The 26,926-nt window shown below is 52.2% G+C and carries 27 protein-coding genes and 1 tRNA gene; 5 read left to right on the top strand and 23 right to left on the bottom strand.

Going from position 1 to position 26,926, the window contains the following annotated elements:
* A complete protein-coding gene (moaC, locus tag P771_RS0108420; RefSeq protein WP_028574798.1) occupies nucleotides 1-483 on the top strand; it encodes a cyclic pyranopterin monophosphate synthase MoaC in 483 nt (160 codons plus the stop codon).
* A gap of 56 nt (nucleotides 484-539) precedes the next feature.
* On the opposite strand, the gene hisF is transcribed toward moaC, so the two are convergent.
* The 10 genes from hisF to P771_RS0108360 all read right to left on the bottom strand — a co-directional run bounded on the left by hisF (nucleotide 540) and on the right by P771_RS0108360 (nucleotide 8,278).
* Complete coding sequence (hisF, locus tag P771_RS0108415; protein ID WP_028574797.1) at nucleotides 540-1,319, bottom strand: imidazole glycerol phosphate synthase subunit HisF; 780 nt, start codon at nucleotides 1,317-1,319, stop codon at nucleotides 540-542.
* Nucleotides 1,309-1,950 (bottom strand): imidazole glycerol phosphate synthase subunit HisH, encoded by a 642-nt coding sequence (gene hisH, locus P771_RS0108410; protein ID WP_028574796.1) that lies wholly within the window; start codon nucleotides 1,948-1,950, stop codon nucleotides 1,309-1,311. The genes hisF and hisH overlap by 11 nt, the downstream gene beginning before the upstream one ends.
* Nucleotides 1,951-2,024: 74 nt before the next feature.
* Nucleotides 2,025-2,849, bottom strand: a complete 825-nt coding sequence (locus P771_RS0108405) for a transporter substrate-binding domain-containing protein (protein WP_028574795.1) — start codon at nucleotides 2,847-2,849, stop codon at nucleotides 2,025-2,027.
* A 31-nt stretch (nucleotides 2,850-2,880) separates the two neighbouring features.
* Nucleotides 2,881-3,711, bottom strand: a complete 831-nt coding sequence (locus P771_RS16965) for an amino acid ABC transporter permease (RefSeq protein ID WP_035244147.1) — start codon at nucleotides 3,709-3,711, stop codon at nucleotides 2,881-2,883.
* Between the two features lie 49 nt (nucleotides 3,712-3,760).
* Nucleotides 3,761-4,864 (bottom strand): NAD(P)H-dependent flavin oxidoreductase, encoded by a 1,104-nt coding sequence (locus tag P771_RS0108395; protein ID WP_028574794.1) that lies wholly within the window; start codon nucleotides 4,862-4,864, stop codon nucleotides 3,761-3,763.
* A 120-nt stretch (nucleotides 4,865-4,984) separates the two neighbouring features.
* Nucleotides 4,985-5,740: an ATP-grasp domain-containing protein gene (locus P771_RS16960; RefSeq protein WP_035244145.1), complete on the bottom strand. Its 756-nt coding sequence runs from the start codon at nucleotides 5,738-5,740 to the stop codon at nucleotides 4,985-4,987.
* Nucleotides 5,718-5,939, bottom strand: coding sequence for a hypothetical protein (locus P771_RS0108385; RefSeq protein ID WP_028574793.1), 222 nt, complete (start codon nucleotides 5,937-5,939; stop codon nucleotides 5,718-5,720). Before P771_RS0108385 ends, P771_RS16960 begins: the two co-directional genes overlap by 23 nt.
* Nucleotides 5,940-6,351: 412 nt before the next feature.
* Nucleotides 6,352-6,427, bottom strand: a tRNA-His gene (locus P771_RS0108370).
* Nucleotides 6,428-6,514: 87 nt separating this feature from the next.
* A complete protein-coding gene (locus P771_RS0108365) occupies nucleotides 6,515-6,946 on the bottom strand; it encodes an ACT domain-containing protein (RefSeq protein ID WP_028574792.1) in 432 nt (143 codons plus the stop codon).
* A 30-nt stretch (nucleotides 6,947-6,976) separates the two neighbouring features.
* Entirely contained in the window at nucleotides 6,977-8,278 is a 1,302-nt protein-coding gene (locus P771_RS0108360) for a phenylacetate--CoA ligase family protein (RefSeq protein ID WP_028574791.1), read from the bottom strand.
* A 230-nt stretch (nucleotides 8,279-8,508) separates the two neighbouring features.
* On the opposite strand from P771_RS0108360, the gene murA reads away from it, so the two are divergent.
* Nucleotides 8,509-9,759, top strand: a complete 1,251-nt coding sequence (murA, locus tag P771_RS0108350) for a UDP-N-acetylglucosamine 1-carboxyvinyltransferase (protein WP_028574790.1) — start codon at nucleotides 8,509-8,511, stop codon at nucleotides 9,757-9,759.
* 175 nt (nucleotides 9,760-9,934) lie between these two features.
* On the opposite strand, the gene P771_RS0108340 is transcribed toward murA, so the two are convergent.
* On the bottom strand, nucleotides 9,935-11,674 hold the full coding sequence (locus P771_RS0108340) for a dipeptidase (RefSeq protein ID WP_028574789.1): 1,740 nt from the start codon (nucleotides 11,672-11,674) through the stop codon (nucleotides 9,935-9,937).
* 312 nt (nucleotides 11,675-11,986) lie between these two features.
* Between P771_RS0108340 and P771_RS0108335 the strand changes: the two genes are divergently transcribed.
* Nucleotides 11,987-13,303, top strand: a complete 1,317-nt coding sequence (locus P771_RS0108335; RefSeq protein WP_028574788.1) for an L-cysteine desulfidase family protein — start codon at nucleotides 11,987-11,989, stop codon at nucleotides 13,301-13,303.
* Between the two features lie 25 nt (nucleotides 13,304-13,328).
* On the opposite strand, the gene P771_RS0108330 is transcribed toward P771_RS0108335, so the two are convergent.
* From P771_RS0108330 to P771_RS0108270, 12 genes are all read right to left on the bottom strand, one after another.
* Nucleotides 13,329-14,072 (bottom strand): SDR family NAD(P)-dependent oxidoreductase, encoded by a 744-nt coding sequence (locus tag P771_RS0108330; RefSeq protein WP_028574787.1) that lies wholly within the window; start codon nucleotides 14,070-14,072, stop codon nucleotides 13,329-13,331.
* A 77-nt stretch (nucleotides 14,073-14,149) separates the two neighbouring features.
* Complete coding sequence (locus P771_RS0108325) at nucleotides 14,150-14,614, bottom strand: 23S rRNA (pseudouridine(1915)-N(3))-methyltransferase RlmH (protein ID WP_028574786.1); 465 nt, start codon at nucleotides 14,612-14,614, stop codon at nucleotides 14,150-14,152.
* Between the two features lie 59 nt (nucleotides 14,615-14,673).
* Nucleotides 14,674-16,770 (bottom strand): succinate--CoA ligase subunit alpha, encoded by a 2,097-nt coding sequence (sucD, locus tag P771_RS0108320; RefSeq protein WP_028574785.1) that lies wholly within the window; start codon nucleotides 16,768-16,770, stop codon nucleotides 14,674-14,676.
* Nucleotides 16,771-16,928: 158 nt separating this feature from the next.
* Nucleotides 16,929-18,176 carry a diaminopimelate decarboxylase gene (gene lysA / locus P771_RS0108315; protein ID WP_028574784.1) on the bottom strand — a complete coding sequence of 416 codons (1,248 nt, stop codon included), beginning with the start codon at nucleotides 18,174-18,176 and terminating at the stop codon, nucleotides 16,929-16,931.
* 54 nt (nucleotides 18,177-18,230) lie between these two features.
* Nucleotides 18,231-18,653, bottom strand: a complete 423-nt coding sequence (locus tag P771_RS18300; protein ID WP_051617214.1) for a hypothetical protein — start codon at nucleotides 18,651-18,653, stop codon at nucleotides 18,231-18,233.
* Nucleotides 18,650-21,298, bottom strand: a complete 2,649-nt coding sequence (gene mutS, locus P771_RS0108305; protein ID WP_051617213.1) for a DNA mismatch repair protein MutS — start codon at nucleotides 21,296-21,298, stop codon at nucleotides 18,650-18,652. The genes P771_RS18300 and mutS overlap by 4 nt, the downstream gene beginning before the upstream one ends.
* A gap of 59 nt (nucleotides 21,299-21,357) precedes the next feature.
* Complete coding sequence (locus P771_RS0108300; protein ID WP_028574782.1) at nucleotides 21,358-22,473, bottom strand: tetratricopeptide repeat protein; 1,116 nt, start codon at nucleotides 22,471-22,473, stop codon at nucleotides 21,358-21,360.
* A 35-nt stretch (nucleotides 22,474-22,508) separates the two neighbouring features.
* Nucleotides 22,509-22,862, bottom strand: coding sequence for a lipopolysaccharide assembly protein LapA domain-containing protein (locus P771_RS0108295; RefSeq protein WP_028574781.1), 354 nt, complete (start codon nucleotides 22,860-22,862; stop codon nucleotides 22,509-22,511).
* 12 nt (nucleotides 22,863-22,874) lie between these two features.
* Entirely contained in the window at nucleotides 22,875-23,363 is a 489-nt protein-coding gene (locus P771_RS0108290) for an HIT family protein (RefSeq protein ID WP_028574780.1), read from the bottom strand.
* 31 nt (nucleotides 23,364-23,394) lie between these two features.
* Entirely contained in the window at nucleotides 23,395-24,138 is a 744-nt protein-coding gene (locus P771_RS0108285; protein ID WP_028574779.1) for an amino acid ABC transporter ATP-binding protein, read from the bottom strand.
* Nucleotides 24,125-24,910, bottom strand: coding sequence for an amino acid ABC transporter permease (locus tag P771_RS0108280; protein WP_028574778.1), 786 nt, complete (start codon nucleotides 24,908-24,910; stop codon nucleotides 24,125-24,127). The genes P771_RS0108285 and P771_RS0108280 overlap by 14 nt, the downstream gene beginning before the upstream one ends.
* A 366-nt stretch (nucleotides 24,911-25,276) precedes the next feature.
* The gene (locus tag P771_RS0108270) at nucleotides 25,277-26,014 is read right to left on the bottom strand and encodes a basic amino acid ABC transporter substrate-binding protein (RefSeq protein WP_028574776.1); all 738 of its coding nucleotides are present in this window, start codon (nucleotides 26,012-26,014) and stop codon (nucleotides 25,277-25,279) included.
* 205 nt (nucleotides 26,015-26,219) lie between these two features.
* Between P771_RS0108270 and P771_RS18900 the strand changes: the two genes are divergently transcribed.
* Together P771_RS18900 and P771_RS0108260 are read left to right on the top strand one after the other, a co-directional pair.
* Entirely contained in the window at nucleotides 26,220-26,363 is a 144-nt protein-coding gene (locus P771_RS18900) for a hypothetical protein (protein WP_153304078.1), read from the top strand.
* A gap of 62 nt (nucleotides 26,364-26,425) precedes the next feature.
* Complete coding sequence (locus tag P771_RS0108260) at nucleotides 26,426-26,902, top strand: chemotaxis protein CheX (protein ID WP_028574775.1); 477 nt, start codon at nucleotides 26,426-26,428, stop codon at nucleotides 26,900-26,902.
* The last annotated feature ends 24 nt before the right edge of the window (nucleotides 26,903-26,926 follow it).

The raw sequence follows: 26,926 nt of genomic DNA, 5'->3' as shown, positions 1-26,926 counted from the left end.
ATGAGCGGGAAAGAACTGACCCACCTGGACAGGGACGGACAGGTTTTAATGGTGGATGTTGGCGGCAAGCCGGATACCAGAAGAAAGGCCGTGGTTCAGAGCAGAGTCAGACTTTCTTCTGAAACCTTTTCCCTGCTCAGAGACAAGGCCCTTCCCAAAGGCGACGTCCTGGTAGCAGCCAAGATAGCCGGAATCATGGCTGCCAAGGAGACCAGCAGACTCATACCTCTTTGCCACCCGGTCCCCTTGAGTTTTGCAGACGTTCGTTTCAGCCTGGATGAGCACAACTGCTGCATCATGGTGGAGGCTGAAGCCCGCACTAATTCATCCACCGGGGTTGAAATGGAGGCCCTGGTGGCTGCCCAGGTGGCCTGCCTGACCATCTATGACATGTGCAAGGCTGTTCAGAAGGATATTGTTATTGACCAGTGCCGGCTGATCCATAAGAGCGGAGGCCGGAGCGGGACCTACGATACTCCTTAAGGCTGTGTAGAATTATCCTGGCCCCTTGAGCATCATCCCAGTCTTTTCAAGCTGTTTTACCAGTTCATCCTGACCTTGATCCCGGCTTGGTCCATGTACTCCTTTATTTCCAGAATAGTGTACTCCCCGTAGTGAACAATGGATGCTATCAGGGCGGCTGATGCTCCGCCTTTGGTTACTGCTTCGGCCATGTGCAGGGGATTTCCAGCTCCCCCGGAAGCAATTACCGGGATACGGACATGTTCGGAAATGAGCCTTGTCAGTTGGAGTTCATAACCATCCCTGGTCCCGTCGGCATCAATGGAGTTGAGGCATATTTCTCCGGCTCCCAGCTTTTCCACTTCCCTGGCCCACCACAGGGCGTCCAGCCCCATGTGTTTCCTGCCTCCGTGGATAACTATTTCATATCCTGAAGGAATGGATTCAGTTTTTTCCACCTGCAAGACGTCCATTCCCACCACGATACACTGAGATCCAAAAGCTTCAGCCCCCTGGGAGATAATTCCTGGATTTTTTACTGCTGCCGAGTTTACAGAGACTTTTTCAGCCCCAGCCAGAAGCACTGCCCGCATATCTTCAAGGGTACTTATGCCTCCGCCGACAGAAAATGGAATAAAGATGGTTGCAGCAACTTTTTCCACGACCCGAAGCATAATACCTCTGCCTTCGGCTGAAGCCGTAATATCATAGAATACTATTTCATCGGCCCCCTGCTCATAATAGAGCCTTGCAGTTTCCACTGGATCACCGATATCTACATTACCTTTGAATTTGACTCCTTTGGTCAGGCGCCCGTCCCTGACATCAAGGCAGGGGATGATTCTTTTACTGAGCATTGCTGTTCTCCAGGCAGTAAGCGTAAAAATTGGAAAGGATCTTGAGGCCCGGTCTGCCGCTTTTTTCCGGATGAAACTGCATGGCCCACAGTCCAGGCCGACCAAAGACCGAGCAGAAGTCCAGCCCGTAGGTGGTCATGCCTATTACCATCCCAGGGTCTGGAACAGGATAGTAGCTGTGGACAAAATAAAATTCAGCATCATCCGGGATGCCCTTGAAAAGAGGGCAGTCCTGGACAAGCCGGACCCTGTTCCAGCCCATGTGAGGGATATTGATGGGTCTTCCGGATTCATCCTTCAGATCAGGTGAAAATATTCTGCATTCTCCAGGAACAATTCCCAGGGTCCGGGCATTGTTTTCAAGGCTTTTGTCCAGAATGATCTGGCATCCCAGGCAGATGCCGAGCATGGGCTTACCTGATCGGATGGCACTCATCAGGGAGCTGTCCAGGCCGCTCTCTTTGAGGTTGCGCATGGCTGAGCCGGCTGCGCCCACTCCAGGAAAGATTATGCCCGGGGCTTTGTCTATTATTTCAGGATCACTGGTGATCTGGTTGGGGATATCCAGGTGATCCAGGGCTCTTTTGACACTGGTCAGGTTTCCAGCCCGGTAGTCCAGGATTGCAATCATTGGTCGCTCTTTGGGTAGAATTATTAATAAAGCAATGGGGTCAAAAAAAGGCCTTTAAAGATATATCCGGTCCATTACTTGATCTGGTCTTCCCAGTCCCGGGTCTCGAACCAGTATTTTTTTCTTTTTTCCAGCCAGCCATCAGCCTGGACAAATCTTATCCAGTTGTCAAAAAAATTCAATGTATCAGGGTCGCCCTTCCTGACTGCAAAACCGATGGGCTCCTTGGTGAAGGTGCCCTCAAACGGAACGAACAGTCTGTTGGGGTGCATCAGTGCCTGGAAGGCCGGAAGAGGGGCTGAGGCCACTACAGCATGAACCCTTCCGTTGAGGAGTTCCTGGACTGCCTGGGCCTCATCATCAAAAAGTCTTAAAGAGGCCTTGGGTAAGAAATCGCCGGCTGCAGCGGCAGCTGTGGTCCCGAGTCTGGCTGCTACAGTCACATCGGAACGGTTAAAGTCTTCCAGGGAGGAAAAGCCCTTGGCTTTTTCTTGATGGGCAACCATGGACATGCCTGTATGATCATAAGGGATAGAAAAGTTGACTTTAAGGTTCCGGTCAGGCCTGATACCCATCCCTCCGATAATGACATCAAATTTACCGGTGAGCAGGGCCGGGATGATCCCAGACCACCTGGTGGGTATGAACTCAACTCGGACACCCATGTCCTGGGCCAGTCTTGTGGCTACATCAATTTCAAATCCAATGAATTCCCCTTCTTTGTTTTGCATTGCCCAAGGCACAAAGGTGGACATGCCCACCCTGATCACGCCTCGCTTAAGGATCTGTTCGAGTGTGCTCTCCTGGGTCAGCTGGGAGCGGATCTGGGATGAATGGGCTGCCGGGGCCATGAACATAACCATGAGCAGGGCAATCATGATCTTTTTATAAACTGACATGTTGACTCCTTGGTTTGGGGATGTGGAAAATTCAGAAGGTTTTAACCGGAACTTTTTTTCCTTGAAGGCGCTTTTCCAGGATGGACACCACCAGGGTGATGATCAATGCCACGGCCAGGTAAATGGCAGCGACGGTAAACCATATTTCAAAGGTTAAAAACGTATTTGATATTATGACCTGTCCCTGCATTGTCAAGTCATAGATGGCTATGGTGCTTACCAGGGCAGAGTCCTTGACCAGAGATACGCTCTGGTTGGTCAAAGGAGGGACAAGAAATCTGTATGCTTGTGGAATTATTATGTAAAAATAAGTCTGCATCCTGTTTAATCCTGAACTCTGAGCTGCTTCCCACTGTCCCTTGTCAATGGACTGGATGCCGGCCCTGATTATTTCAGACGCATAGGCTCCTTCAAACAGGCTGAGAGTCAGCACTGCGGTCATGAAGGGTGAAATGCCCAGGATAGGGGACAAAACAAAATAGTTGAATAAAAGCTGTATCAAAAGCGGAGTATTGCGGATGACTTCAACGTAAGTCCTGGCAACAAGGCCGGCCACCATGGAATTGGACAACCTGAAGATGCTGGTGGTCAGCCCCAGGGCCAGGGCCAGGAACAGGCTGAAAAAGGTGATCTTCAGGGTGACCCACAAACCCTGAAGCAGTGGACCGACAGTAAAACTGCCCTGGTCAAAAGTGTACAGAAACTGTTTTACTCTGTACCATTGCCAGTTATAGTTGAGCTTGTCAGACCCGGTGGAAATAATCCAGTAGATTATTCCCAGAATTATCAGGAACTTGATGATATCCCAAAGGTTCCTGGATAAAATGACTTTATGGAACTTCCTGATAAGACTAGGGATCATGGGTTCTGGGGTGCGCCTCCAGAAAAGAATCCTGGAGGCGGTTGCAGAATCAAAGGGCCGGAATCGGTTCTTTTTGATCGGAACAGGCCATGATGTATTCCTGTTTCAGCGTGTCCATCAGTTCTTTGACAGACATCAGCCCGGTGATGCGCCAGGCTGTTTCTCCGGCAAAAGCGAATCCCCGATGCATTTTGCCCTTTTTGGCGCTATTCAAGGCTGCAGCTATGCAGTAAGGACTTTTCTGGTAGTCGCAGGTTACAATGCAGTGGTAGGGGCATTTAAAGGGCTTTCTTTTGCCCTGCTCCACGTCACTCAGGAAAGTGTTGCGCAGAGCCCGTCCTGGCATGCCCACCGGACTTTTAATGACCATGAGATCCTCTTGTCTGGAATTTATGAAGGCCTGTTTGAAGTTGTCATCAGCATCGCATTCATGGGTGGCCACAAAACGGGTGCCAAGCTGGACACCGGATGCTCCAAGACGCAGAAAGCGGCAGATGTCTTCTCCAGTGTAGATTCCACCGGCAGCAATGACCGGAATGGATTGTCCGCGTTCCTGTTCAAAGGGCTTGACCTCTTCCACGACCTCCTGGACCAGCTTTTCAAGCTGGTAGGCCGGATCATTGATCTGTTCGGGTTTAAAGCCAAGGTGTCCTCCAGCCAGAGGCCCTTCCACTACAAAACCGTCAGGAGTATAGTCAAACTTGGATATCCATTTCTTGCACAGGATTTTGGCGGCCCGGGCCGACGAAACAATGGGTACCAACCTGGTCCTGGAACCTTCTTTGAGATACTTGGGCAGATCAAAGGGAAGCCCGGCTCCGGAAAAGATGATGTCAATGCCTTCCTGGACAGATGTTTTGACCATATCGGCAAAGTTGGTCAAAGCGACCATGATATTCACTCCCAGGATGCCTGAGGTCATCTCCCTGGCTTTCTGAATTTCCCTTTTCAAGGCCCGGATATGGGCCTGGACCGGATTTTTGGCCACATCCGGTTCATCAACTCCGATCATGGCTGCGGAAATAACCCCCACCCCGCCCTGATTGGCCACGGCAGAAGAAAGGCGGGACAGGGAAATTCCCACTCCCATTCCACCCTGGATGATGGGAACCTTGGCCACTAGGTCTTTTATTCTTAATTCTGGAAAGTCCATAATAATCCTCCGAATGACATTGTTTATCTAGACAGATAAACACAGGAATGCCGAAAAAGCAAGGCCGTGGATCAGGTAAAATGAGATTGACCTGAATAATAATTAAACAAGTCCAGGGCGTTATAGATGAGACTTGCCCAGCGAGGAGGCATAGGCGTTGTTGATGGATTTTTTTCTTTTCCGGAATTCTTCCTGGCCCAGTCTGGAGCCTGTGAGTCCCCCGGTTAGGGTGATTTCCGACAGATACAGTCTGTCAGATTCATCCACGAGTATATCCAGAATGGCGTAGGGAAATTCACCCCTGGCCATAACCCTGCGGCAGAAACTGTCCAGTTCCGGAGTGAGTTTTATTTTATGGGCGGTTCCGCCATGGGCCAGATTTTTGCGAAAGCTGTATGGATTGATTTTTTCATAGGCTTCACAATAGTCTTCAATGATGACTACCCGGATGTCCCTGGCATTTGGTACAAAAGGCTGGACAACAAAAGGAAAGGGAAGGGTTTCCATGGCTGCAAGGCTCTGCAGGGATTCCAGGGAGTCCCACCTGCTGAGTCCCAGCCCCAGGTGCTTGCGGTCCCTTTTGCAGACTACCTGGGTATGTCCGGCAAACCGGGGCATATTGCGCATGATATCCTTGTTTTTATAAGCCACAAAGGTATCTTCAACCATGAAACCGCCCAGGATCTCAGCCTGGAAAATTTTGGATCTGCTCAGGAGCTGGGCTGATAAAGGCGGGAAAACAATGATTCCCCGGTTAATGATATCCACAGGAATGAATTCTTCCCCAGGCCTTAACACAAGGTTGCCAACAAAAGCGTCGCCCTTTTGCAGCTGAGAAAATTTTCCCCGGAACTCATTTATTTTTCTGATTATCATTAATTATCTTCAACTCTTTAAGTTTTTCTCTGACCTTGTTTTTGGCATCTTCAATGTCCTTTTCTTTCAGGCCGATCTTTCCTGCATAGCGAACAATCTCAGCTTCTATTCCGGGCATTTTCCTTTCCAGGCTGGCCTTGCCTGAATGGAAATGCTTTCTGATATCAGAAAAAAACCGGTTGAAATCCTTGGGGTCCATATACTCTCCGGGCTTAATCAGCCATGGTCTCACGCCTGTTAAAAAGCAGGCGTTCATTCTTATATCTACTTGTAACAATAAACTTTTGTTGGTGAGAATTCAAGGTGTGCACACGAAATTTAAAGTTTTGCCTTTTGAACGGATGATGTCCCTGGCCTGCTAGCCGGACCGGGGGAGTCGGTCAAAGATCCCTGGGGGAATAATTGTGGTCAGTCTGAAGGTCATAACAAAGGCAGGCAGCAGGACCGGCGGATGAGCCAGAGATCATGGCCAGAATATGTAAAGCTGTTTATGCCGGAAGAGTCCTGAAATTTTATCCAGGGTCATTAAACCCGGGCCATGATTCAAAGTGCAGGCTGGAAATTCGTCACAAAAAAGGCCGTGTATCAGGACACGGCCTCTTGTTTCTTTTTGGGGTGAGTGATGGGACTTGAACCCACGGCCACCTGGGCCACAACCAGGTGCTCTACCAACTGAGCTACACCCACCATGAAAGAGCCATTTCTTAAATGTTCTCAGGGCTGCAGTCAAGTCAAATATATTACTGCAGTCAACCAATGGCTGATTTGTATCGGTCAGATATTGTAAAGCTCATTTCCCGGAATGATGCGCACTCCGTTTTTCTGCAGAGTTTCAATGGCTTCATCAGTCCGGTCAAAACGGAATATGAGCACAGCGTTTTTGCCGCTTTGCTGGACAAAGGCGTACATGTATTCCACGTTGATTCCGTTTTCACTGAGCATGGACAGGATATCGTGCAGTCCGCCCGGCCTGTCTTTTACTTCAGCAGCCACAACATTGGTCCTGCCAACAGTGAATCCGTTCTTTTTGAGGGCTTCCTTGGCTTTTTCGTGATCAGTGACAATGAGCCTGAGTATTCCAAAGTCAGTGGTATCGGCCAGGGAAAGGGCCCTTATGTTCACCCCGGCTTCAGACAGGGTTCTGGTTACGTCGGCCAGTCTCCCGGCTCTGTTTTCCAGAAATATTGAAATCTGTTCCACTTTCATGGTCATCCTCCTGATGGTTGACTGAGTAATCTAGATTTTTCTTTTATCGAAAATTCGCTGGGCCTTGCCTTCTGATCTTGCAATGCCTCTGGGCTCCACCAGGGTGACCTTGGCAGTGACCCCGAGGAATTCTTTGATGTGTGACGTGATTTTCTTTTCCATCTTCTGAAGATGACGGATTTCATCCGAAAAGATCTTTTCATCCACCTCCACCTGGATTTCCAGGATGTCCATGGAACCCTTACGGTCGATTATGAGCTGGTAGTGGGGTGAGAGACCTTCTGTCTCAAGGAGAATGCTTTCAATCTGGGAAGGAAATACATTGACTCCCCGGATGATGAGCATGTCATCGCTTCTTCCGGTGATTCGTTCTATCCGGTAGTGAGTCCGGCCGCACCGGCACGGGATGGAATTGATCCTGGTGATATCCCTGGTCCTGTATCTTATTAAAGGCTGGGCTTCCTTGGTCAGGGTGGTGATGACCAGTTCCCCTTTCTCGCCATAGGGCAGGGGAACACCGGTCTCAGGATCAATTATTTCCACCAGGAAGTGATCCTCCCAGATATGCAGGCCCTGCTGGGCTGCAATGCATTCGATACCCACACCAGGCCCCATGATTTCAGATAGTCCGTAGATATCCAGGGCTTTGATCCTCAGTTTATTCTGGATGTCCTGGCGCATTTCCTCGGTCCAGGGTTCAGCCCCGAAGATGCCCACCCTGAGTTTGAGGTCGTTGATGCTGATTCCATTGGCCAGGGCTGTTTCGTAAAGGTGCAGGGCATAAGATGGAGTGCAGCAGATGACAGTGGGACCGAAATCCTTCATGAGCATCACCTGGCGCTTGGTTGCTCCTCCGGATACCGGCAGGATGGTGGCTCCAAGTGCTTCAGCTCCATAATGGGCTCCAAGGCCGCCGGTGAACAGGCCGTACCCGTAAGCATTATGAACGATGTCAGCCCTGGTGACCCCGCAGGCCTCAAAAGATCTGGCCATGAGTCCGGCCCAGTTGTCCACGTCACGCTGGGTATAACCCACCACCGTGGCTTTGCCTGTAGTTCCGGATGATGCATGGACCCGGACCACGCTTTCCCTGGGTACGGCAAAAAGCCCAAAGGGATAGTTGTTGCGCAGATCCTGCTTTTCAGTAAAGGGCAGGTACTTCAGGTCAGAAAGGGATTTGACGTGATCTGGTCTGAAGTTGGTCTCGTCAAATTTCTGTTTATAAAAGGGGACATTATGATAGACTTTCTGGACAAGATATTTGAGTCGTCTGAGCTGGAGAGTTTCCAGTTCATCCCGGGGCATGGTTTCATTTTGAACGTCAAAGACCATAGGTGTATCTCCTGAAACGGGCTGAATAGAATGCTCTTGAAAATTAACGGATTTTACTTCAACATCCGATTTTTTGCCTTAAAAGCCCATACATAGTCAAGGGAAAAAGGTTTACACCCGGCCAGGGACAAAATATACAGGCCACTGAAGCTTGAGCCGGGCTCTGGAATGCCCTGGACAGCTCCTTGAATAATCTTGAAAACTGAACAAACTACAAGTTGAGACAACAGATGGACAAATTGATAATTGACGGCGGACAGGCCCTGAAGGGTGTGATCCGGATAAGTGGTTCAAAGAACGCAGCCCTGCCGGTTCTGTTTGCCGCTCTTATGGCTGACGGAGATGTCATCCTGGAGAACGTTCCTGGCCTGCGGGATATTCATACCACTCTCAAGCTGCTGACTCTTCTGGGTTGTGATTCCAGGTTCAGGGGAGAATATGTCGAGGTCCGGGCCGGAGATCTGGTGCCTGAAGCTCCCTATGATCTGGTCCGGACCATGCGGGCTTCAGTGCTCTGCCTGGGTCCCTTGCTGGCCAAGCTGGGCCGGGCCAGGGTGGCCCTGCCCGGAGGATGTGCCATTGGTTCCAGACCGGTGGATCTGCATTTGAGGGCCCTGGAACAGATGGGGGCACGGTTTGATCTTGACTCTGGCTATATTATGGGAACCTGCCAGCGGCTCAAAGGAGCCCATATTATCTTTGACTTCCCAACAGTCGGGGGCACGGAAAATCTGCTCATGGCCGCCAGCCTGGCAGATGGAGAAACAGTCCTGGAGAATTCTGCCAGGGAACCGGAAGTTGTGGATCTGGCTAATTTTCTCAATGCCTGCGGCGCACGGATCACCGGCCAGGGAACCAGTGTTATTACCATCAAAGGGGTTTCCAGCCTCAAGGGCTGCAGATACCGGGTCATGTCCGACCGGATTGAGGCCGGGACCTACATGGTGGCCGGAGCCATTACCCAGGGAGATCTGGTTCTCAGTAATTGTCCCTTTGAAGAGCTGGAAGCGGTGGTGGCCAAACTCAGGGAAATGGGGGTTCATATTGAAAAGGAAAAGTCCGGGATCAGGGTCAAGCCCAATGGTCAGCTGAACTGCGTTGACCTGGTCACCCTTCCTTATCCAGGATTCCCCACGGACATGCAGGCCCAGATCATGGCCCTTATGTGCGTGGCTGATGGTTCGGGCATGATCAAGGAAACAATTTTTGAAAACAGGTTCATGCATGCCCTGGAATTAATCCGAATGGGGGCCAGGATCAAGCTGTCCGGACAGACGGCCATGATCCGGGGAGGTGCCAGGCTGACCGGTGCCCCGGTCATGGCCTCGGATCTCCGGGCCAGTGCCAGCCTTGTCCTGGCCGGTCTGGCAGCCAGGGGCAGGACAGAGGTGAGAAGGATATACCATCTGGACAGGGGCTATGAAAGCATGGAGCAAAAACTGTCTGCTGTCGGGGCCAGGATCAGCCGGGAAAAGGAGTGATAAAGCCTTTTGGGGAGGCCGGGCAGTTCATGACATCCGGGTGCTTCCTGGCCTTGGCGTTATTTCTGACTCAGCCGTAATTGTGGCTGCCTGTTTGAGAATATAAACAAGCACAGCTGCCTGGCCAGCGGTTTCAGGAAATCCTGAAACCGCCTTGAAACAGCATCAGGCTTTTTCAATTCCTGTTTTCAGGCTTATGGTATGAAACCGGACCGTCTTCGTACCCTACAGCCTTGAGCCACCAGGCTGGATAGGGGACTGGCTGGGCAATGGCCGCAGGAGTATTTATGTATCCGTCATTGTACTTGACATAAAGATGCTCCGACAATCTCCACCAGGTATCAAGTATTTCCCAGGCAGTGGTTTGGGAATATTCAGCAAGCAGGGCTCTGGCCCCCTGTTCATCACCGGCTGTCCAGAGTTCCAGGGCTGCTGCCTCCACTGACTGCTGTTCTCCAAAGACCCTTGCTTCAAAGCGCTTCTGCTCGCTTCTGATGTCCTCGATCATGTACGAGTATTTGAGCATGGCATAATTGGCCACATAGTTGAATGCCATCCACATGCTGCCCCGATCGAACTGCAGGATGCTGGCCCTCTGGACGGACTCCGGCAGATAGGAACCGCCAGGATAAAGGGGCATCATGGCTGAAGTGGCCGGACGGTCAGCCCCGTACCAGACCTTGGCCCCGATGGGACCGGGCAGCCAGTTCCTGGATTGAGTCACATAGGCGTATACACAGCGGAATACGTTCAAAGGACGCTCAAACTGACCTTCAAGCCTGGAGACTTCACCTTCATCGTCCATAGTGATTTCAGGTCCGCCTTCAAAACGGTTGGGGTTGCCAAAGGGTCCGGCTGCCAGCCCTTTGGTCAGATCAAACTCCGTACCTTCATAATTGTCCCGGTGGATGGCCATGATGTCCTGGGGGGTGAGTTTCTGGTCAGGCCTGACTGCAAATGGATATTCTTTGGTAAAGGGTCCATCCACCCATGCCGGCAGATCAAGGGATGGTGCCACCAGGGACTGGGCCCGCCACACTCTGCGCAGGGAATAGTATGGATGATGAAATTCACCGTCTCCATAAACCCTGGCCCAGTCCAGGGGACCGTCTTCTGGTTTCCACCACCCTTTGGACTGGGCAGCTGTAAAAATATTGCCAGAATAGAGCATGTCCGGGTTATTCTCCTGGATTTCCCTGATCCTGAACTGGTTGGCAGCCACAAAGAATCCGTCATCCGGGACCCGTTTGGCCACCCAGACACCGCTGGTGCCGTTGAGGTCATAACCGGCCATTTCCATGACCCAGCCTTCATTGGGATCGGCCACCAGAAGGGTTTCTCCGGTTCCGTAATAGCCGTAGGTTTCAATGAGCTGCCCCATGAGCTCCACTGCTTCCCTGGCAGTCCTGCTCCGCTCTAGAGCCACCCTGGACAATTCTGCTGAATAAAAAATTCTTTTGCCCGGCGCAGGCATGGGATGTACCCTGGCCTTATTGGTGCATTCCCCTATGGCCACCTGATGTTCATTCATTACACCATAATTGGCGTCAATATAGGCATAAGTATGGGCAACCTGGGGAATATATCCCAAGGGGATGCTGGGCGGCTCTCCCTGGATGTCATACCCCGGGCCCCTGGTATCGGTTATCAGGCGGTGCTGCTCTGAACCTCCCCATTCAGGCAGGTAGCCCATGGCGGCCAGGTCATAGTAGACAGGGCGCAGGGCACCTTCAGGATGGTCCATGGCCGGAACATGCACCAGCCGTGCATCAACCAGTCCGTCGTCAGTGTGGGAGATCATAACTGATCCGTCGGCTGAAGCGTCCTTGCCGGTCAGGGTAGTGGTGCAGCACAGGGCGGGTGAAGAAATGGCCAGCATGGCAATAACCATAGAAAAAATCAGGACTTTGGGCATCGGTATTTTCTCCTTGTTCAAACCGGTTGACCAGCTGGGTCAAAAAATATTCGGATCTGGATTTACAGTTGATCAGGCCAGCTAATTTGGCGATGTTAAGACCAGGTCATTCATAACTTCAGGTATTTCCATCTTTTATAAAAACATGCCCCAGGGCAGCCTTGAATGCAAGGTCTAATCACAGGGGGAAGCTGTTTTAAATCAGGGCCCTGGTCATTATTACCTGATTGATTTTTGGGGCAAAAGATAGGATGGTTACCTGGGTTTGAACCGTCCTGTTTTATAATATGTTTTTTTTGAGAGAGGACCACCATGGATTATTCAGTCAAAGATGTCCTCCAGGCTCAGGTTTCTCCTGCCCTTGGGTGTACTGAACCGGCAGCTGTTGCTTTGGGTGCTGCTGCCGCCATATCCCTGCTTCCGGACAAGTTTTTTGATTCTATAGAGTTATGGCTGGACCCCAATGTGTATAAAAACGGACTGGCAGTTTCCATCCCCGGGGCCGGGGGGCTGTCCGGCCTGGACATGGCTGCTTCCCTGGGTGCCCTGGGTGGTGATCCGGATCTGGGGCTGGAAGTTCTGCAGCCGTTGACCCAGGACCACGTTGCAGAGGCCCAGCGCATGATTCAGGCTGGCCGGATAAAGGTGAACCTGCTCAAAGACCGTCGGGGTCTGTATGTGCGGACCATGATCACCAGAGGGCAGGATAGGGCAGAATCCATCATCCAGGGACTGCATGATAATATCACTGATCTGAAGCTGAACGGAAAAGCCGTCTCAAGTCCCCTGATCCGGGAAGATACAGGCAGCAAGGATAACCCCCTGGATCAAATGGATGAGTGGCTGAAAAAACTTTCTTTAACCGATCTTCTGGCTCTGACTGACAACCTGGATGATGAGGATTTTGACTTTCTGCAACAAGGAGTTGATGTCAATCTGCGTCTGGCTCAGCAGGGCCTGAAGTACGGTCTGGGCCTGGGGGTGGGTAAGACCCTGGAGCGTCTGTTCCGCCAGGGATTGATTCAAAAGGACATGATCCTGTCTGCCCGGATTCTTACTTCTGCTGCAGCTGATGCCCGGATGTCCGGAGTTCCCCTGCCAGCCATGAGTTCAGCCGGTTCAGGTAATCACGGGTTGACAGCAGTGCTTCCTATCTGGGCGGTAAAGGATTATGTGTCTGGTCTGCCCCAGAATACGGTCCTGGAAGCCATTGCTTTGTCCCATATTGTTACAGCGTATGTAAAGGCTCACACCGGCAGACTGTCCGCCATTTGCGGCTGTTCCGTGGCAGCCGGCTCCGGAGCCACAGCAGGCATAACTTTTCTGCTGGGGGGCGATGCCAGACATATTGCCGGCTCCATCAAGAATCTGATGGAAGATCTGGCTGGAGTGATCTGCGACGGCGCCAAAACCGGGTGTGCCCTGAAGCTGGCAACAGCAGCCGGAACAGCGGTCCAGGCGGCCCTGTTTTCTTTACACGGGGTAAATGTGCAGGACACAGACGGGATTATCGGGCGTTCTTCCGAGGATACCATGCGCAACATGGGGACACTGGCCACAGAGGGGATGATCGAGACCGACCGGACCATCCTGGAGATAATGGTGGCCAAGCAGTTTTCTGATGTCTGAGGATGACCCTGCAGGCCTGGAGCAGTCAGGGGGTCCAGGTCACGGTTTTACCATGATGTTTGTGAGGGTTGTTTTTCAGGATATTGATCAGCCCTTGAGCTGATTGTTCAGGGCTCAGGAGCTGTCCTTTTTCCTTCCAGGGTCTGAATACCCGGTGCAGTTCCCGGGCGCCGCCGCCCCGGGCCTGTCTGGCCTGTTCCTGCATCCTGGTTTCCACAATCCCCGGCCTGTAGACAAAACATGTCACTGCCCTGGTTTCTGCGGCCAGCTGCCTGGCAAGATGCTCCTGGGCAGATTTGGCAGCACAATAAGCAGCAATGCCCGGCTGGGTGATTTCAGCTGCACCTGAACCAATGAACACGGCCAGGCCCTGTCCTGCCGGGATGAGCAGCGGGACTACCTCCCTGATCAAAGTGAAAGAAGCCAGGACATTTACGTCAAACACTCCTGAGAACTCTTGGTAGCCCAGCTCCCAGATATATGGACCTGGATTGAGCAGGCCGGCAGCATGGATAAAGCCGGTCAACCTGCCGGACTCACGGGCCTTTTCAACGCAGCAGACTGCAGTTTCCGGCCGGGAAATGTCCCCGCACACGGCCCTGGCCGTTACTCCTTGTTTTGAACATTGAAAAGCAGTCTGATCAAGAAGATCTCTGGTTCTGGCATTAAGAACGAGGTTGACTCCAAGTCCGGCCAGACCAAGGGCCAGGGCCCGGCCTATGCCCATGGAGGCTCCAGTGATGATCAGAGTTGAATCATTATTGAGCATGGTTGAATGACCGGGCTGTTTTTACCGAAGCTTGTTTATGCTGTTTACCTGTACTGTTCAGTCCGGCAAGACAGAACTTAATGATGATAGGGATGACCATGGAGTATGGTCTGGGCTCGGTAGATCTGTTCCAAAAGGACTACTGCGGCCAGCTCATGGGGCAGGGTCATGGGTCCCAGCCCCATGAGCTGGTCGGCTTTTGACCTGACCGTGTCGGACAGGCCCCATGCTCCGCCCACTACAAAGCAGGGCCGGCGCCCAGGGTCTTCATCCCAGGCCTGGAGCCTGGCTGAAAATTTTCTGGAGGTCATGGCCTTGCCCTGTTCATCCAGGACCACCAACAGGTCCTGGGGGGTGAGCCGGTCCAGGATGGCCCTGGCTTCAGTCTCCATTTTCTGATGTCTGTCCCCGTTTCTGGCATCCTTGACAGTGACCAGTTGGACCTGAATATAGGGCGTTATTTTTTGCAGGTAGTGGCCAAGGGCCTCTCTGCAAAATCCCTTTCGAACCTTGCCCACCTGGATTATCCTGATTCCCCGCATACCTGCCTCATCTGAAAAAACTTGGGATATCCGGGATCATTTTTTAAAAGACCCGGTTGTCAAAATGTCTGTCTGTCGGCCAGGGCCCGGCTCACCAGCTCTGGAATGGAAGCCAGATCCGGGCAGATGATCATCCCGGAACGGTGCATGGCTTCAAGCTTGGTCCTGATTCCTCCGCCAGACGGGTCCAGGATGGCCCCGGCATGCCCCAGACGTTTGCCCGGAGGTGCGGTCTGTCCGGCTATGAAACCCAGGACCGGTCTGTTGAACCTTGATTTTTTGAGTTCCCTGCCCAGGTCTTCCTCTGCTGTTCCTCCGATCTCCCCCAGGATGAGCAGGGCCTTGCAGGCTGGATCGTCATGAAGTAACCGGCAGATGTCAATGAAGTCCTGGCCGATAAAGGGGTCTCCGCCAATGCCTGCGCACAGGCTCTGGCCGATTCCGGCCCGGCTGAGCCGATGCACGCATTCATAAGTCAGGGTACCGCTCCTGGACAGGACAGCCACTGGTCCTGGGGTGAATACGGACCCGGGCATGATCCCTATCTTGGTCTGACCGGGCACAATGATACCAGGAGTGTTGGGACCGATAAGTCTGGAATTTGAGCATCTTACTGCAGGAAGAATTCTGGCCATGTCCTGCTGAGGGATGCCTTCGGTAATGCAGACAATCCAGGGAATGGAGCAGGAAACGGCCTCCAGGATGGCGTCTGCAGCGAATGCGGCTGGAACAAAGATGATGCTGGCCTCTATCCGGTGTTGTGCACAGGCAGCGCTCACCGTGTTGTAGACCGGCACTCCCTGGACCTCAGTTCCGCCCTTGAATGGAGTAACTCCGGCAACGATCCTGGTTCCGTAGCTCAGCATTTCCCTGGTATGCAGGCTCCCTTCCCGGCCGGTGATGCCCTGAACCAGGACCCTGGTTTCCCTGTTTATGGGGAAGGGCAGGTCTTGGCCCAAAGTTCTGGTAAGAACAGGGCTTGACTCCCCGGAAAGTTCAATGCGCTTGAATTCTGGAAGGTCAGCCTGATCAGGGCTGATCTTTTTCAGGGCATCAACTGCACTGGTCAGGTCGTCCACCGCATGGATGTCCCTGGAATTCAAGGAGCGGATGATTTCTCCAGCCTCTTTGGACTTGAATCCCGAAAATCTGACCACCATGGGTTTGGGTGGGTCCTGGCCTTTCAGGGCTCCGGAAAGAGCCAGAGCCACTTTTTCGCAGGACAAAATTCCACCGAAGATATTAATGAATATGGTCCTGGCTGAATCATCCAGAAACAGGATCTCCAGGGCCTTGCCCATTCTTTCCTGGTCGGCCCCTCCGCCCAGATCCAGAAAGTTGGCGACCGGCAGACCGGAAAAGTTCAGCAGATCCATGGTGGCCATGGCCAGCCCAGCGCCATTAACCATAAGGCCCACTGAACCATGGAGCTTGTGGTAGCTGAGCCCCGCCTTTCTGGCAGCGTTTTCTTCCGGCCCAAAATGTCTGGGCTCAAAGAATTCATTCAAATCAGGATGGAGATCGGCAAAATTGTCGTCAATCTCCACCTTGCCGTCCAGGGCTTCCAGATCTCCTTTGCTGGTCAGAATCAGGGGGTTTATCTCAGCCAGGAGCAGGCGATGCTTACATACTGCTTGAAAGAGGTTGTTGACCAGTTCAGCCCAGGGCTTGAGCAGGGATTTTTCCAGGCCGAGATGGAAGAAGCCCTGGCGGACCTGGTGCTGGCAGAGTCCGATTAATGGGTCAACATCCATGATCAGCAGGTTGTCCGGGCCTGACGATTCAATATCAACTCCGCCTTCCCGGCCTATGGTCAGGGCAAATCTGCCTGTGGCCCGGACCAGGGAAATGGACAGATATATTTCCCTTTGGATGTCTGCAGCCGGTTCCACCCGGACAAAGGGGACTCTTTCCTCCTTGATGGTCAGCCCGAGGATCTGCTGGGCAGTGGTTTTTAATTCTTCCGGATTTGCGGCCAGTTTGACCCCTCCGGCCTTACCTCGGCCTCCGGACAGGACCTGGGCCTTGACCACCACGGGAAAGGGGAAGGCAGGTGAATAATTCTCAACCTGGCTCAGATCCAGGAGATCACCCTGGGGAGCCGGGATTCCGGATCTGGACAAAAGAACCTTGCTGTTGTGTTCGTTCAGCTTCATTAATGCCCCTTATTGTGGGTCTGGTTCGGAATATCTCCATTCCTGGGATGTGGACTAGCCCGGAAAAGTGCCGGGCTGCTTTATCCATTCAGGAATATTTTTTCAGAATTTACTGCTAAAGCCGCATCAAAGGTTTTGAAGGTCTAAAGGGCGGTCTGTTAGAAGCATTGCTCTTCCAGGTCCACCAAGTCGAAGTAGACTTCCCTGCGCCGGGCCAGGGTGACCTTGTCTCCGTCCACCATTACTTCAGCACCTCTGGGCCTGGAATTATACTGGGAAGACATGGTAAAGCCGTAGGCCCCGGCTGAGAAGACAGCCAGGAGTTCATCCTGTTCAACCTGTCTGATTTCCCTGTCCTGGGCCAGGAAATCCCCGGTCTCACAGATGGGACCCACCACGTCGGCCTTGTAGGCAGGGGCGTCTTTCTGGTCCACGCAGTCAATGCGGTGAAAAGAGCCGTAAAGTGAAGGCCGGACCAGATCGTTCATGGCCGCGTCCACGATGATGAAGTTTTTGGAAGGTGATTGCTTGGTATAGAGAACCCTGGTGACCAGGATCCCGGCGTTTCCAGCGATGACCCTTCCGGGTTCCAGAATCAAAGTCAGATCCAAACCCTGGAGGCCTTCTTTTACAGCCTTTCCGAATTCCACTGGATGGGGAGGAGTTTCCTCGTCATAGGTTATACCAAGGCCTCCACCCAGGTCCAGGTATTTGATTGCAATGCCCAGACCGGCCAGCCGGGAGTGGAATTTTTTGATCCTGTTCAGGGCTTCGATAAAAGGTTCGATACTGGTCAGCTGGGACCCGATATGGCAGTCTATCCCTACGGGCTCAATATGGGGCAGGTCCCTGGCCAGCTTGTAGGATTCCAGGGCCTGTTCCAGGTCCAGACCGAATTTGTTTTTTTTCAGACCAGTGGAAATGTATGGATGGGTCTGGGGATCGACATCCGGGTTGATGCGCAGGCTGATCCTGGCCTTCATGTCCATCTCACCGGCCACCTGGTTGATCTTTTCCAGTTCCTGTCTTGATTCCACGTTGAACATCAGGATTCCGGCAATCAGGGCCTCCCTGATTTCATGCTCTCTTTTACCTACTCCGGAGTAGACGATTTTCCGGGGGTCCACCCCGGCCTTGAGGGCTCGGAAGAGCTCTCCGCCGGATACAATATCCATGCCCGAACCCATTTCAGACAGCATTTTAAGCACGCACAGGTTGGAATTGGCCTTGACTGAATAGCAGGTCAAATGGCTGATGCCTTCAAAGGCCGAGTCAAAGGCCTGGAAATGTCGTCTAAGCGTCCTGGCCGAATAAACATACAGCGGAGTGTCGAATTCCTTGACCAGGTCCTTGATACTGATATCCTCTGCAAATAACTGTCCGTCTCTGTACTCAAAGTGGTGCATTTTTTCTCCAGAAAAACTATTTGAAATTGTTGATAAGGTTTTTAAAGTGACTGATCATCTGACAATGGTAATCACCCCTGACAGGGTTTCCCGGATGGCGGGATACACATTGCCTGCCCTTAACCTTGCCCTGTAGTGCTTGTCAGGGTCAAGTCCGCAATGGGTGATATTTACCCTGTTTTCAGACCTGTCCATGGCCGGGGAACCCGGCTCCAGGTAGACCGAATCAGTAATCAGGAAAGGGCAGGTGGGACATGGGACATCAGATGCCTCCAGCTCCAGGACCACCCGGGCCAGATTGCGGTGGTTCCCGGTGAGTTGGGCAGTGATTTCCAGGCAGGTGGAATCAGCTTTGTAATCAATAATGGCCAGGTTGAATTTTTCCTGGTCTGCATCTGGTTCGGGCCAGACCTTCTTGCCGCAGCCCATGGTTCCCAAAGCCACAGCCAGGATCATCAGACAGATTACTTTTTTCATTTCTGCTCCAGTCTGGATTTCCATTCATGCAGAGTGGTCAGGGCCTGCATGGGGGTCATGGAGTCCAGGTTCATTATTTTCAGCTCCTGGGCCAGCTGATCCTGTTTTTTTTCAGGCTCTATTCGGGCCTTTGGGGTTCTAGAGAGGCCTAGAAGTGAGGGCCGGTTTTCCACCAGGACCGGTTTTCTGTCCCGCTGTCTTTCCAGATGGGTCAGGATTTCTCCGGCCCGCTGGACAACCCGGTTCGGAACTCCAGCCAGCCTGGCCACCTCGATCCCATAGCTCTTGTCTGCCGGCCCAGGCACCAGGCGACGCAAAAAGACGATGTCTCCCTTCCATTCCTTGACAGCGATATTGAAGTTTTTCAGGCAGGCAATATTCTGATCCAGGACCGTGAGTTCATGATAATGGGTGGCGAACAGGGTCCTGATTCCTCCATGCTTTCCGGTCAGTTCCTCCACTATGGCCCAGGCCAGAGCCAGGCCGTCAAAGGTGCTGGTGCCCCGGCCGATTTCATCCAGGATGATCAGGCTTTTTTTGGTGGCCTGACGCAGGATACGGGCCGTCTCGGTCATTTCCACCATAAAAGTGCTCTGGCCCCGGGCCAGGTTGTCCGAGGCTCCCACCCTGCAGAAGATCCGGTCGCAAAGGCCGATCCGGGCTTCCCTGGCCGGGACAAAGGAACCCATCTGGGCCAGGATGCAGATGATGGCCGTCTGCCTGAGTACCGTGGATTTACCGGCCATGTTGGGCCCGGTGATGAGAAGCATCCGGCCCTCATCAGTCAGTTCCAGGTCGTTGGGAACGTATCCTGACCGGCCCTGAATGGCTTCAATGGACGGATGTCTGCCGGCCTTGATGCTGATGCCCAGGTCAGTGGACAGTTCCGGCCTGGACCAGTTATTGGCCCTGGCGGTTTCAGCCAGGCCCTGCCAGAAGTCCAGCCTGGCCAGGCAGGTGGACATGGCCTTGATCCTCTGGTTGTAACCGGCTGCGTATTGGCGCATGTCCATGAACAGGTCGTATTCCCGGGATTTTCTTTTTTCCGAGGCTGTAACCAGGCTGTTTTCCAGTTCCTTGAGCCGGGCTGTGACATACCGTTCACTGGAAACCAGGGTCTGGCGGCGTTCAAAATGATCAGGCACCTTGTCCTGAACTGCCCTGGACAGTTCAAAATAATATCCAAAAACCCTGTTGAATCCGAGCTTGAGCTTGGGCAGGCTGTTCTGGTCCTGTTCAGTCTCCAAAAGTTGTTTGAGTCTGGCCTGGCCGTGGTCGGTGAGTTCAATTAGTTCGTCCAGTTCCGGATCAAAGCCCTGTCTGAAAATACCTCCTTCAGTTATGAGGTGGGGAGGATTGTCCGGAAAGGCCCTGGTCAGAGTGGTCTCAAGTTCCTCCAGATCGTCCCAGTCTGCAAGCAGATTTTCCAGCAGACCTGGCTGGTGGCTGGAGTTTTCCAGAATGGACCTGATTTCCGGCAGGATCTTCAAAGAATGGCCAAGGGCGGCAAAATCTTTAGGCGTACACCTGTTCAGAGTGATCCTGGTTGAGATCCTTTCCAGGTCAAAGGTCTTTTTTAGCTTCTGTCTCAGGGAACTGCGCAGGCTATCCGAAGTCAGGAAAAGATTTGTCATTTCCTGGTTGGCCCGGATTATCCCGGATTCCTTCCAGGGCTGTTGCAGGCGTTTTTCCAGGTATCGTCCGCCCATGGGGGTGATGGTGCTGTCCAGGGCATGGACCAGTGTACCTGGTCCTTTATCTCCGCTCAGACTCCGGAATATTTCCAGGTTTCGGATGGAAACTTCGTCCAGGTTCAGATATCTGCCTGGTACCATGGGCCTGAACGGGGCCATATGTCCAAGATCGCCCTTGTGGGTCTGGATCAGATACATGAGCACTGCACCGCAGGCCCTGATCAGGGCTGGTTTGTCCTGGAGGTCCAGGACTTCCAGGGAAGAGACCTGCTGATCCCTGAGGATCAGTTCAGCACCGGATCTCTGATCAAAATAGGAGTTCTGGGGAACAAAGTTGAAGCGCTTTTTGAGCCCGGCATGGACAGCAGGCAGGGTGAATCCTGTAGGTGCCAGGATTTCTGAGGGGTTTAGCTTATAGATCCATTGCCAGATATCATGGAGGTTTTTCAGTTCAAGGCCGGTCCATTCTCCAGTGGAAAAGTCAGCCCAGCACAGGGCACCGGTGCTTTGGTCCTGGTCCCAGTACAGGGAGGTCAGGTAGTTGTGTTCCTTGGCTGAAAGACTTGATTCCTCGACCACTGTACCCGGAGTCAGAATCCTGGTCACAGCCCTCTTGACCAGGCCCTTGGCCTGTCTGGGGTCTTCGACCTGGTCGCAGATGGCCACCTTGTGACCCTTTTCCAATAGTTGTCTTAAGTACTCATCGCAGGCGTGGTGGGGTACTCCGCACATGGGCACCCTGGTCTGGGCATTCGGGTTTCTGGAGGTCAGGGTAATCTGAAGCTCCCTGGCTGCAGTTTCAGCGTCTTCAAAAAAGAGCTCATAAAAATCTCCCATCCGGAAAAAGAGGAGGGCATCAGGGTTTTCCTGTTTAATCCGGAGATACTGCTCCAGCATGGGAGTCAGCTTGATGTTCTGAGGCAGACTGAAGGGTTTGGCAGTAGGTGGCATATTGGATTCAAACCGGTGTCAAGCAGTCGGGGCAGGACCAATTGGCCAGCCCGTATGGTTTATTCATTCAAAAGAGTCCTGAAGGAAATGGAGTGCCAGCTGTAGCATCTGGGACATAAATAAAAGAGCTGTTCCCGTTTAAGACCGCATCTGCGGCAGACAAACCTTTTGACCATCCTGGCCTTGCGGGTGAAAAAACCGAGCTGGGTCTTGAAGGATTCGGTCATGATCTGTTCCTGCTGGGTGATGTCCAGGATTTCCAGCCTGGCCGGCCAGAATTCCGGGTCCATGACCAGAGATTTTTCCAGCCACTCTCTGGTTTGTTCCATCTTGCCCGATTCTTTTAAAAAGATTGAGCAATAGTAGCAGAAAATCAGGCTCTGCTCAAAGCTGCCCAAGGTCTCCACGATGATTCTTGAGCAATTCTCATTAATAAAGTCATGCCCTTGATCCGGGGACCTTTTTCGGATGAACTGATAGAGACCCTCCAGGAGAACAAAACGCAGATCATCCTTGACCAGCTCCAGGGCCTTTTTCAGATTGGCCTGCAGGTTGTTCCATTGTTCCAGTTCATAGTCCCGGCAGATGATTTCCAGCCAGGCTTCCACTGACCCGGGATAAACTCTGATTGCCTTGTGGATGAGTCTGTAGGCTGAATTTTCATCACCGTTCCGGGCGGCCTGGCCAGCGTCTTTGACCATGTAATGGGCCTGGGCCAGGGGCTGGCCCAGCAGGGAGTAGTATTTGGCAGCCCGGTCAAAATCGTTGGTGTCAGCGTAGAGTCTGGCCATTTCCTTGAGAATGGCCGGATCATCGCCGGTAATTCTATGGGCCTGTTCCAGGGCGGCATGAGCCCGGTCCAGGATTCCGGCCCGTTTGAAGTCAATGCCCAGCTCAAACCAGGCCCTGGCCTTGAACTGCTCGTTGAGCTGCGGCCTGGCAATGAGATTGGTCCGAATCTGAATTGCCCTTTCAATTTCGCCCTGGGATCGGAACAGGTTGCCCAGGGCCAGGTAAATTTCAACCGCATCCGGATTGTTCCTGACAACCCGGCTCAGTTCTCCAATGGCTGCAAAGGTGTCCTGGGAAGGAGGCAGGAAACCTTCGCTGAACTGAAGAAGGGAGTTCTTTTCATCCCTGGTGCGGCGTTTAAGCCCTTGAAGCCAGTGAAACATGAAGTCCTTTTTTCTGCGGTGCCCAGGGCCGGGGCCTAGGGCCTGGTTCCGTTTTCCTGAGAGTCCATGACAAAGCTGTCATTGTCCAGAGGCATGTTGCGCAGAGAGTTAACCTCTTCCTCCAGATCCTTGATTCTGGCCCGGTTTTTCCTGATTTCTCCGCTCAGGCGGATTTTCTCGGCCAGTAAATAGATAAGGGAGATGAATCCTCCAGCCACAAAGGCCAGCAACACTATGAGATAATAAGGAATGTCCCTGCTCTGGAATTCAGCTCCCAGCAGGTCCAGGTGAAGTCTGACCGTGGTGGACAGGAGTTCATGGTTCTGGACAAAGAAAAGCATGGAAAAGAAAAACAGCAGAATCAGAGCGGCCACTCTAAGGTATTTCATGGAATGCTCCTTTTATGTGGTAAGGGTTTTGAAAAATGGTTTCAGTTTGGTGTAAGTTGACTGCAGGTGCTCGGGTATGACCATGGTTTCACTCATGACGGCCATGAAAGAATGGTCTCCCACCCATCTGGGCACCAGGTGAAAATGAAGGTGTTCCTTTATTCCAGCCCCTGCTGCCTCACCGATGTTCAGGCCGATGTTTATTCCCGGCGGGTTAAAGGCTGTCTTGAGAATCCTGGTGCAGGATCTGATAAGGAGCATCATTTCCTGGACCTCATGGTCCTGGAGTTCGGTCATGCACTGGACATGTCTGAACGGGGTAACCATGATATGGGCGTTACTATACGGAAATTTATTCATGATGACAAAGCACTGCTCAGCCCTGTGCAGGACCAGGCGCTGCCTGTCCTCGTCCCTGTGCCGGGGGAGGCAGAAAACGCATTCATCCGGCTTGGGGCCAAGGATGTATTCTATCCGCCAGGGTGCCCATAAAGCTTTCATTTCAACTCTGATCCACTGTTGATGCTTCTGCTTACAATATCTGGCTCAGAAACTTTTTGGTCCTGGGGTGTTCAGGACTCTGAAAAAAATGTTCAGGAGTTCCGGTTTCCACGACTTTTCCTTCATCCATGAATACTACCCTGTCCGCCACCTGTCTGGCAAATCCCATTTCGTGGGTCACCACCACCATGGTCATTCCCTCCAGAGCCAGATTGACCATGACTTCCAGGACTTCGCCAATCATCTCCGGATCCAGGGCTGAAGTTGGTTCATCAAAGAGCATTATTTTGGGATTCATGGCCAGAGCCCTGGCTATGGCCACCCTCTGCTGCTGGCCCCCTGAAAGCTGAGCCGGATAAGCAGCAGCCTTGTCTTTTATCCCGACTTTTTCCAGAAGATACATTGCCGTTTCCCTGGCCTGGAGAGGGGGCACCTTTTTCAGTTTCATGGGGGCCATGGTCAGGTTTTGAAGCACGGACTTGTGGGGAAAAAGATTGAAGTTCTGAAAGACCATCCCCAGTTCCATCCGGACCTTGTTGATGTCGCATCTTTTATCGGTGATGTTCTGACCATCAATTATTATCTCACCCCGGTCAACACTCTCAAGCCTGTTAATGGCCCTGAGCAGGGTGCTCTTGCCAGAGCCGCTGGGGCCGATAATAACCACCTTTTCCCGCCTGGCCACCTGCAGGGAAACATTGCTCAAGGCCTGGATATTTCCGAAGTATTTAAAAATATTGTTGATCTGAATCATGGGCTGACTATTTTCTGTCATATGGCCTTACCTTGTCTTCCAGGATACTGACGATTTTCGACAGGATCAGGGTTATCATCAGATAGATGAGGGCGATCATGGTATAGGTTTCAAAATAGGCAAAGGTCTGGGTGGCAAATTCCCGGCCCCGGCGCAGCAGGTCGGATACAGCCAGGATGGACACCAGAGAAGTGTCTTTTAAAAGGGCTATGAACTCGTTGCCCACTGGGGGCAGGATAGTGCGCATGGCCTGGGGAATGATCACATAGAACATGGTCTGGGACTTGCTGAATCCCAGGGATCTTGCTGCTTCGGTCTGTCCCTTGTCAATGGATTCGATGCCGGCCCGGAACACTTCGCCCATGTAGGCCCCGTAGCAGACAGTCATGGCTATGATTGCAGCTGTAAAGGGATGAACCCTGAAGAATGTGCCCAGGGCATAGTAAATATAAAACAGCTGAACCAGCAGAGGGATTCCCCTGATAACCTCAACATAGACAGAGGCAATGAGGTTTATTGCCGGGTTTTTGGACAGCCTGCCCAGGCCGGTAAAGAGTCCAACTATCAGGGACAGAATAATGGACAGGGAGGTAATCTGAAAGGTTATCAGGATCCCGTCGGGCACAAACTTGATAATCCGCAGGTATGGATCGGGCTTGTACAGGATCAGGAAAATAATGGCGGATACAGCTCCGACAAAGGTCACCCTCCAGGCGTTTACCATGCCCCGGTCCTTGGATGAAGGGATGGCTGCCCCGTCTGTGACTTCGATTTTGATTTTATTATCGTTCATTGGGTAATGGTTGTGTAGGTCAATATCGAACAGATCCTGATTCAGAGGGTCTTGGCCGGTTGAGGTTCGAGATCCTGAACCAGGCAGACCCGGACATGACTTGAAAAAAGATCAGCTTGTCCAGATTGATGGATGCGGACCGCCGTCTGGACCAGCTGGGAGAGCCGCAGGTTTCAGTCAAAAAGACTAGGGTTTCACATTGAATAGTGGCTGTCCAGTCTGGATGGGCCGGGACCGTCCGGGTTCCAGAAGCACCAAGTCCCGCTGTCGTACTTTTAAAACCACCGGACAAAACCTGGCTCCAGAAGGACCGGCAATGCAAAAGGGACCGGAGAGGTGATTCACCACTCCGGTCCCGGCATTTTTTTACAGACCAAACCACTTGGCCTTGAGTTCGTCTTCGATTCCCTTGTCCTTGACAGCCTGGATTCCCTTGTTGATCAGTTCCAGGACCCTTTCATTGCCTTTTTGGACAGCAATTCCATAGTATTCGGGATCATCAGATTCAATGACCGAGACCAGCTTGAGTCTTTCTGAAAATCTGGGTTCGTTCAGGGCGTACTGGGCAGCAACAGGGTCATCGCAGACCACTCCGTCAATGCGGCCATTGTAAAGGTCCTGCATGGCCAGACCGATTTCATCATATGAGCGGGCGTTGACTCCGGACACTCTTTGAATGGCAAAGTAACCGGTGGTTCCGATCTGGGCACCCACGGTCTTGCCTTTGAGGTCTTCCAGGGTCCTGGCAGCGCTGTCTTTGGGGACCACGAGTCCCTGTTTGACTTCATAGTAGGGGATGCTGAAGTCCATGGCCTTTTTCCGTTCTTCAGTAATGCTCACAGAAGAACAGATGGCATCGTAATTGCCTGCAGCCAGTCCGGCAAAGATTCCGTCCCAGGCAGTGTTCCTGAATTCAGGGGTGAACCCTGCTTCCTGACCTACGGCAGTCATGTAATCAATGGAATAACCAACGATCTGTCTGTTTTCATCAATCATCTCCATGGGGGGCCAGGTGGCGTCCACAGCAAATACGATTTTTTCAGCCAGGACCGGTTTGGCAAAGAGCAGCAGAGCCAGTACCAGAAAAGTGAGCTTCCTAAACATCCTTAACAGCCTCCTGAAATAAAGTTTAAAACACCTTGCTGACCAGAATACAAAAAAATGAATATTATTTCATTGGTAATCCTAGGTCAAGAAAGGAAATAATGGCCAGGACATAAATTAATCCAGGACAGGGCTTTTGGGGATAATTCACTGGCCCGGTCTTTATTTTATTGACTTGGCTTTAAGTTGTTTTTAAGCAGAGTAGTTGCTGAATGGCGGCCGGGTCTATTTCAGGATCGAGATGGCCAGCCTGAATGGCCAGCGTAAGTATCTAAAGGCTGTCCAGGTGGCTCTGGACAACGGTTATTCAGAAGAGATCAACCAGGACCGGCCCGGTTCTAAGGACTGAAGGAGCCGGATGTTACTCAGGTCTGGGTCTGCCAAATAAAATATTACAAGGCTGGATGATTAATGGACAAAAAAGTTGAGCAGGTGATTAAGAAATTTGCTGAGTCAGTGGTCAATGTGCTGGGGACGATGGCCATGACCGAGGCCAGACCTGGAGCGGCGTTTGTGAAAAAGGACAACAGGGCCGGAGGGGACATATCCGGAGTGATCGGCTTTTCAAGCTCCACAGGGCGAAGCAAAGGCACCATGTCCCTGACTTTTACTCAGGAAGCTGCCCTGGGCGTTGTGAACAGCATGCTGGGTGAAGAATTCTCTTCCATAAACAATGACGTGGAAGATGCAGTGGGGGAGCTGACCAACATGATCTGCGGTCAGGCCAGGAAAGGGCTTTCTGAAATAGGCATGAACTACGAAGGGGCTATCCCTTCGGTAATTACCGGTAAGAATCATTCCATCCGCCACGTATCGTCTTCAGCCATACTGGCCATTCCTTTTGAAACAGCCAGCGGTCCTCTGATCGTGGAGGTCTGCTTCTCCTGAACCACCCCGGTTTCTCAAGAATAT

This window comes from Desulfonatronovibrio hydrogenovorans DSM 9292 (assembly GCF_000686525.1).
Classification (GTDB): Bacteria; Desulfobacterota; Desulfovibrionia; order Desulfovibrionales; family Desulfonatronovibrionaceae; genus Desulfonatronovibrio; species Desulfonatronovibrio hydrogenovorans.
Note: the sequence above shows the minus strand (reverse complement) of the source record. Positions and strands in the feature narration are given on the sequence as shown.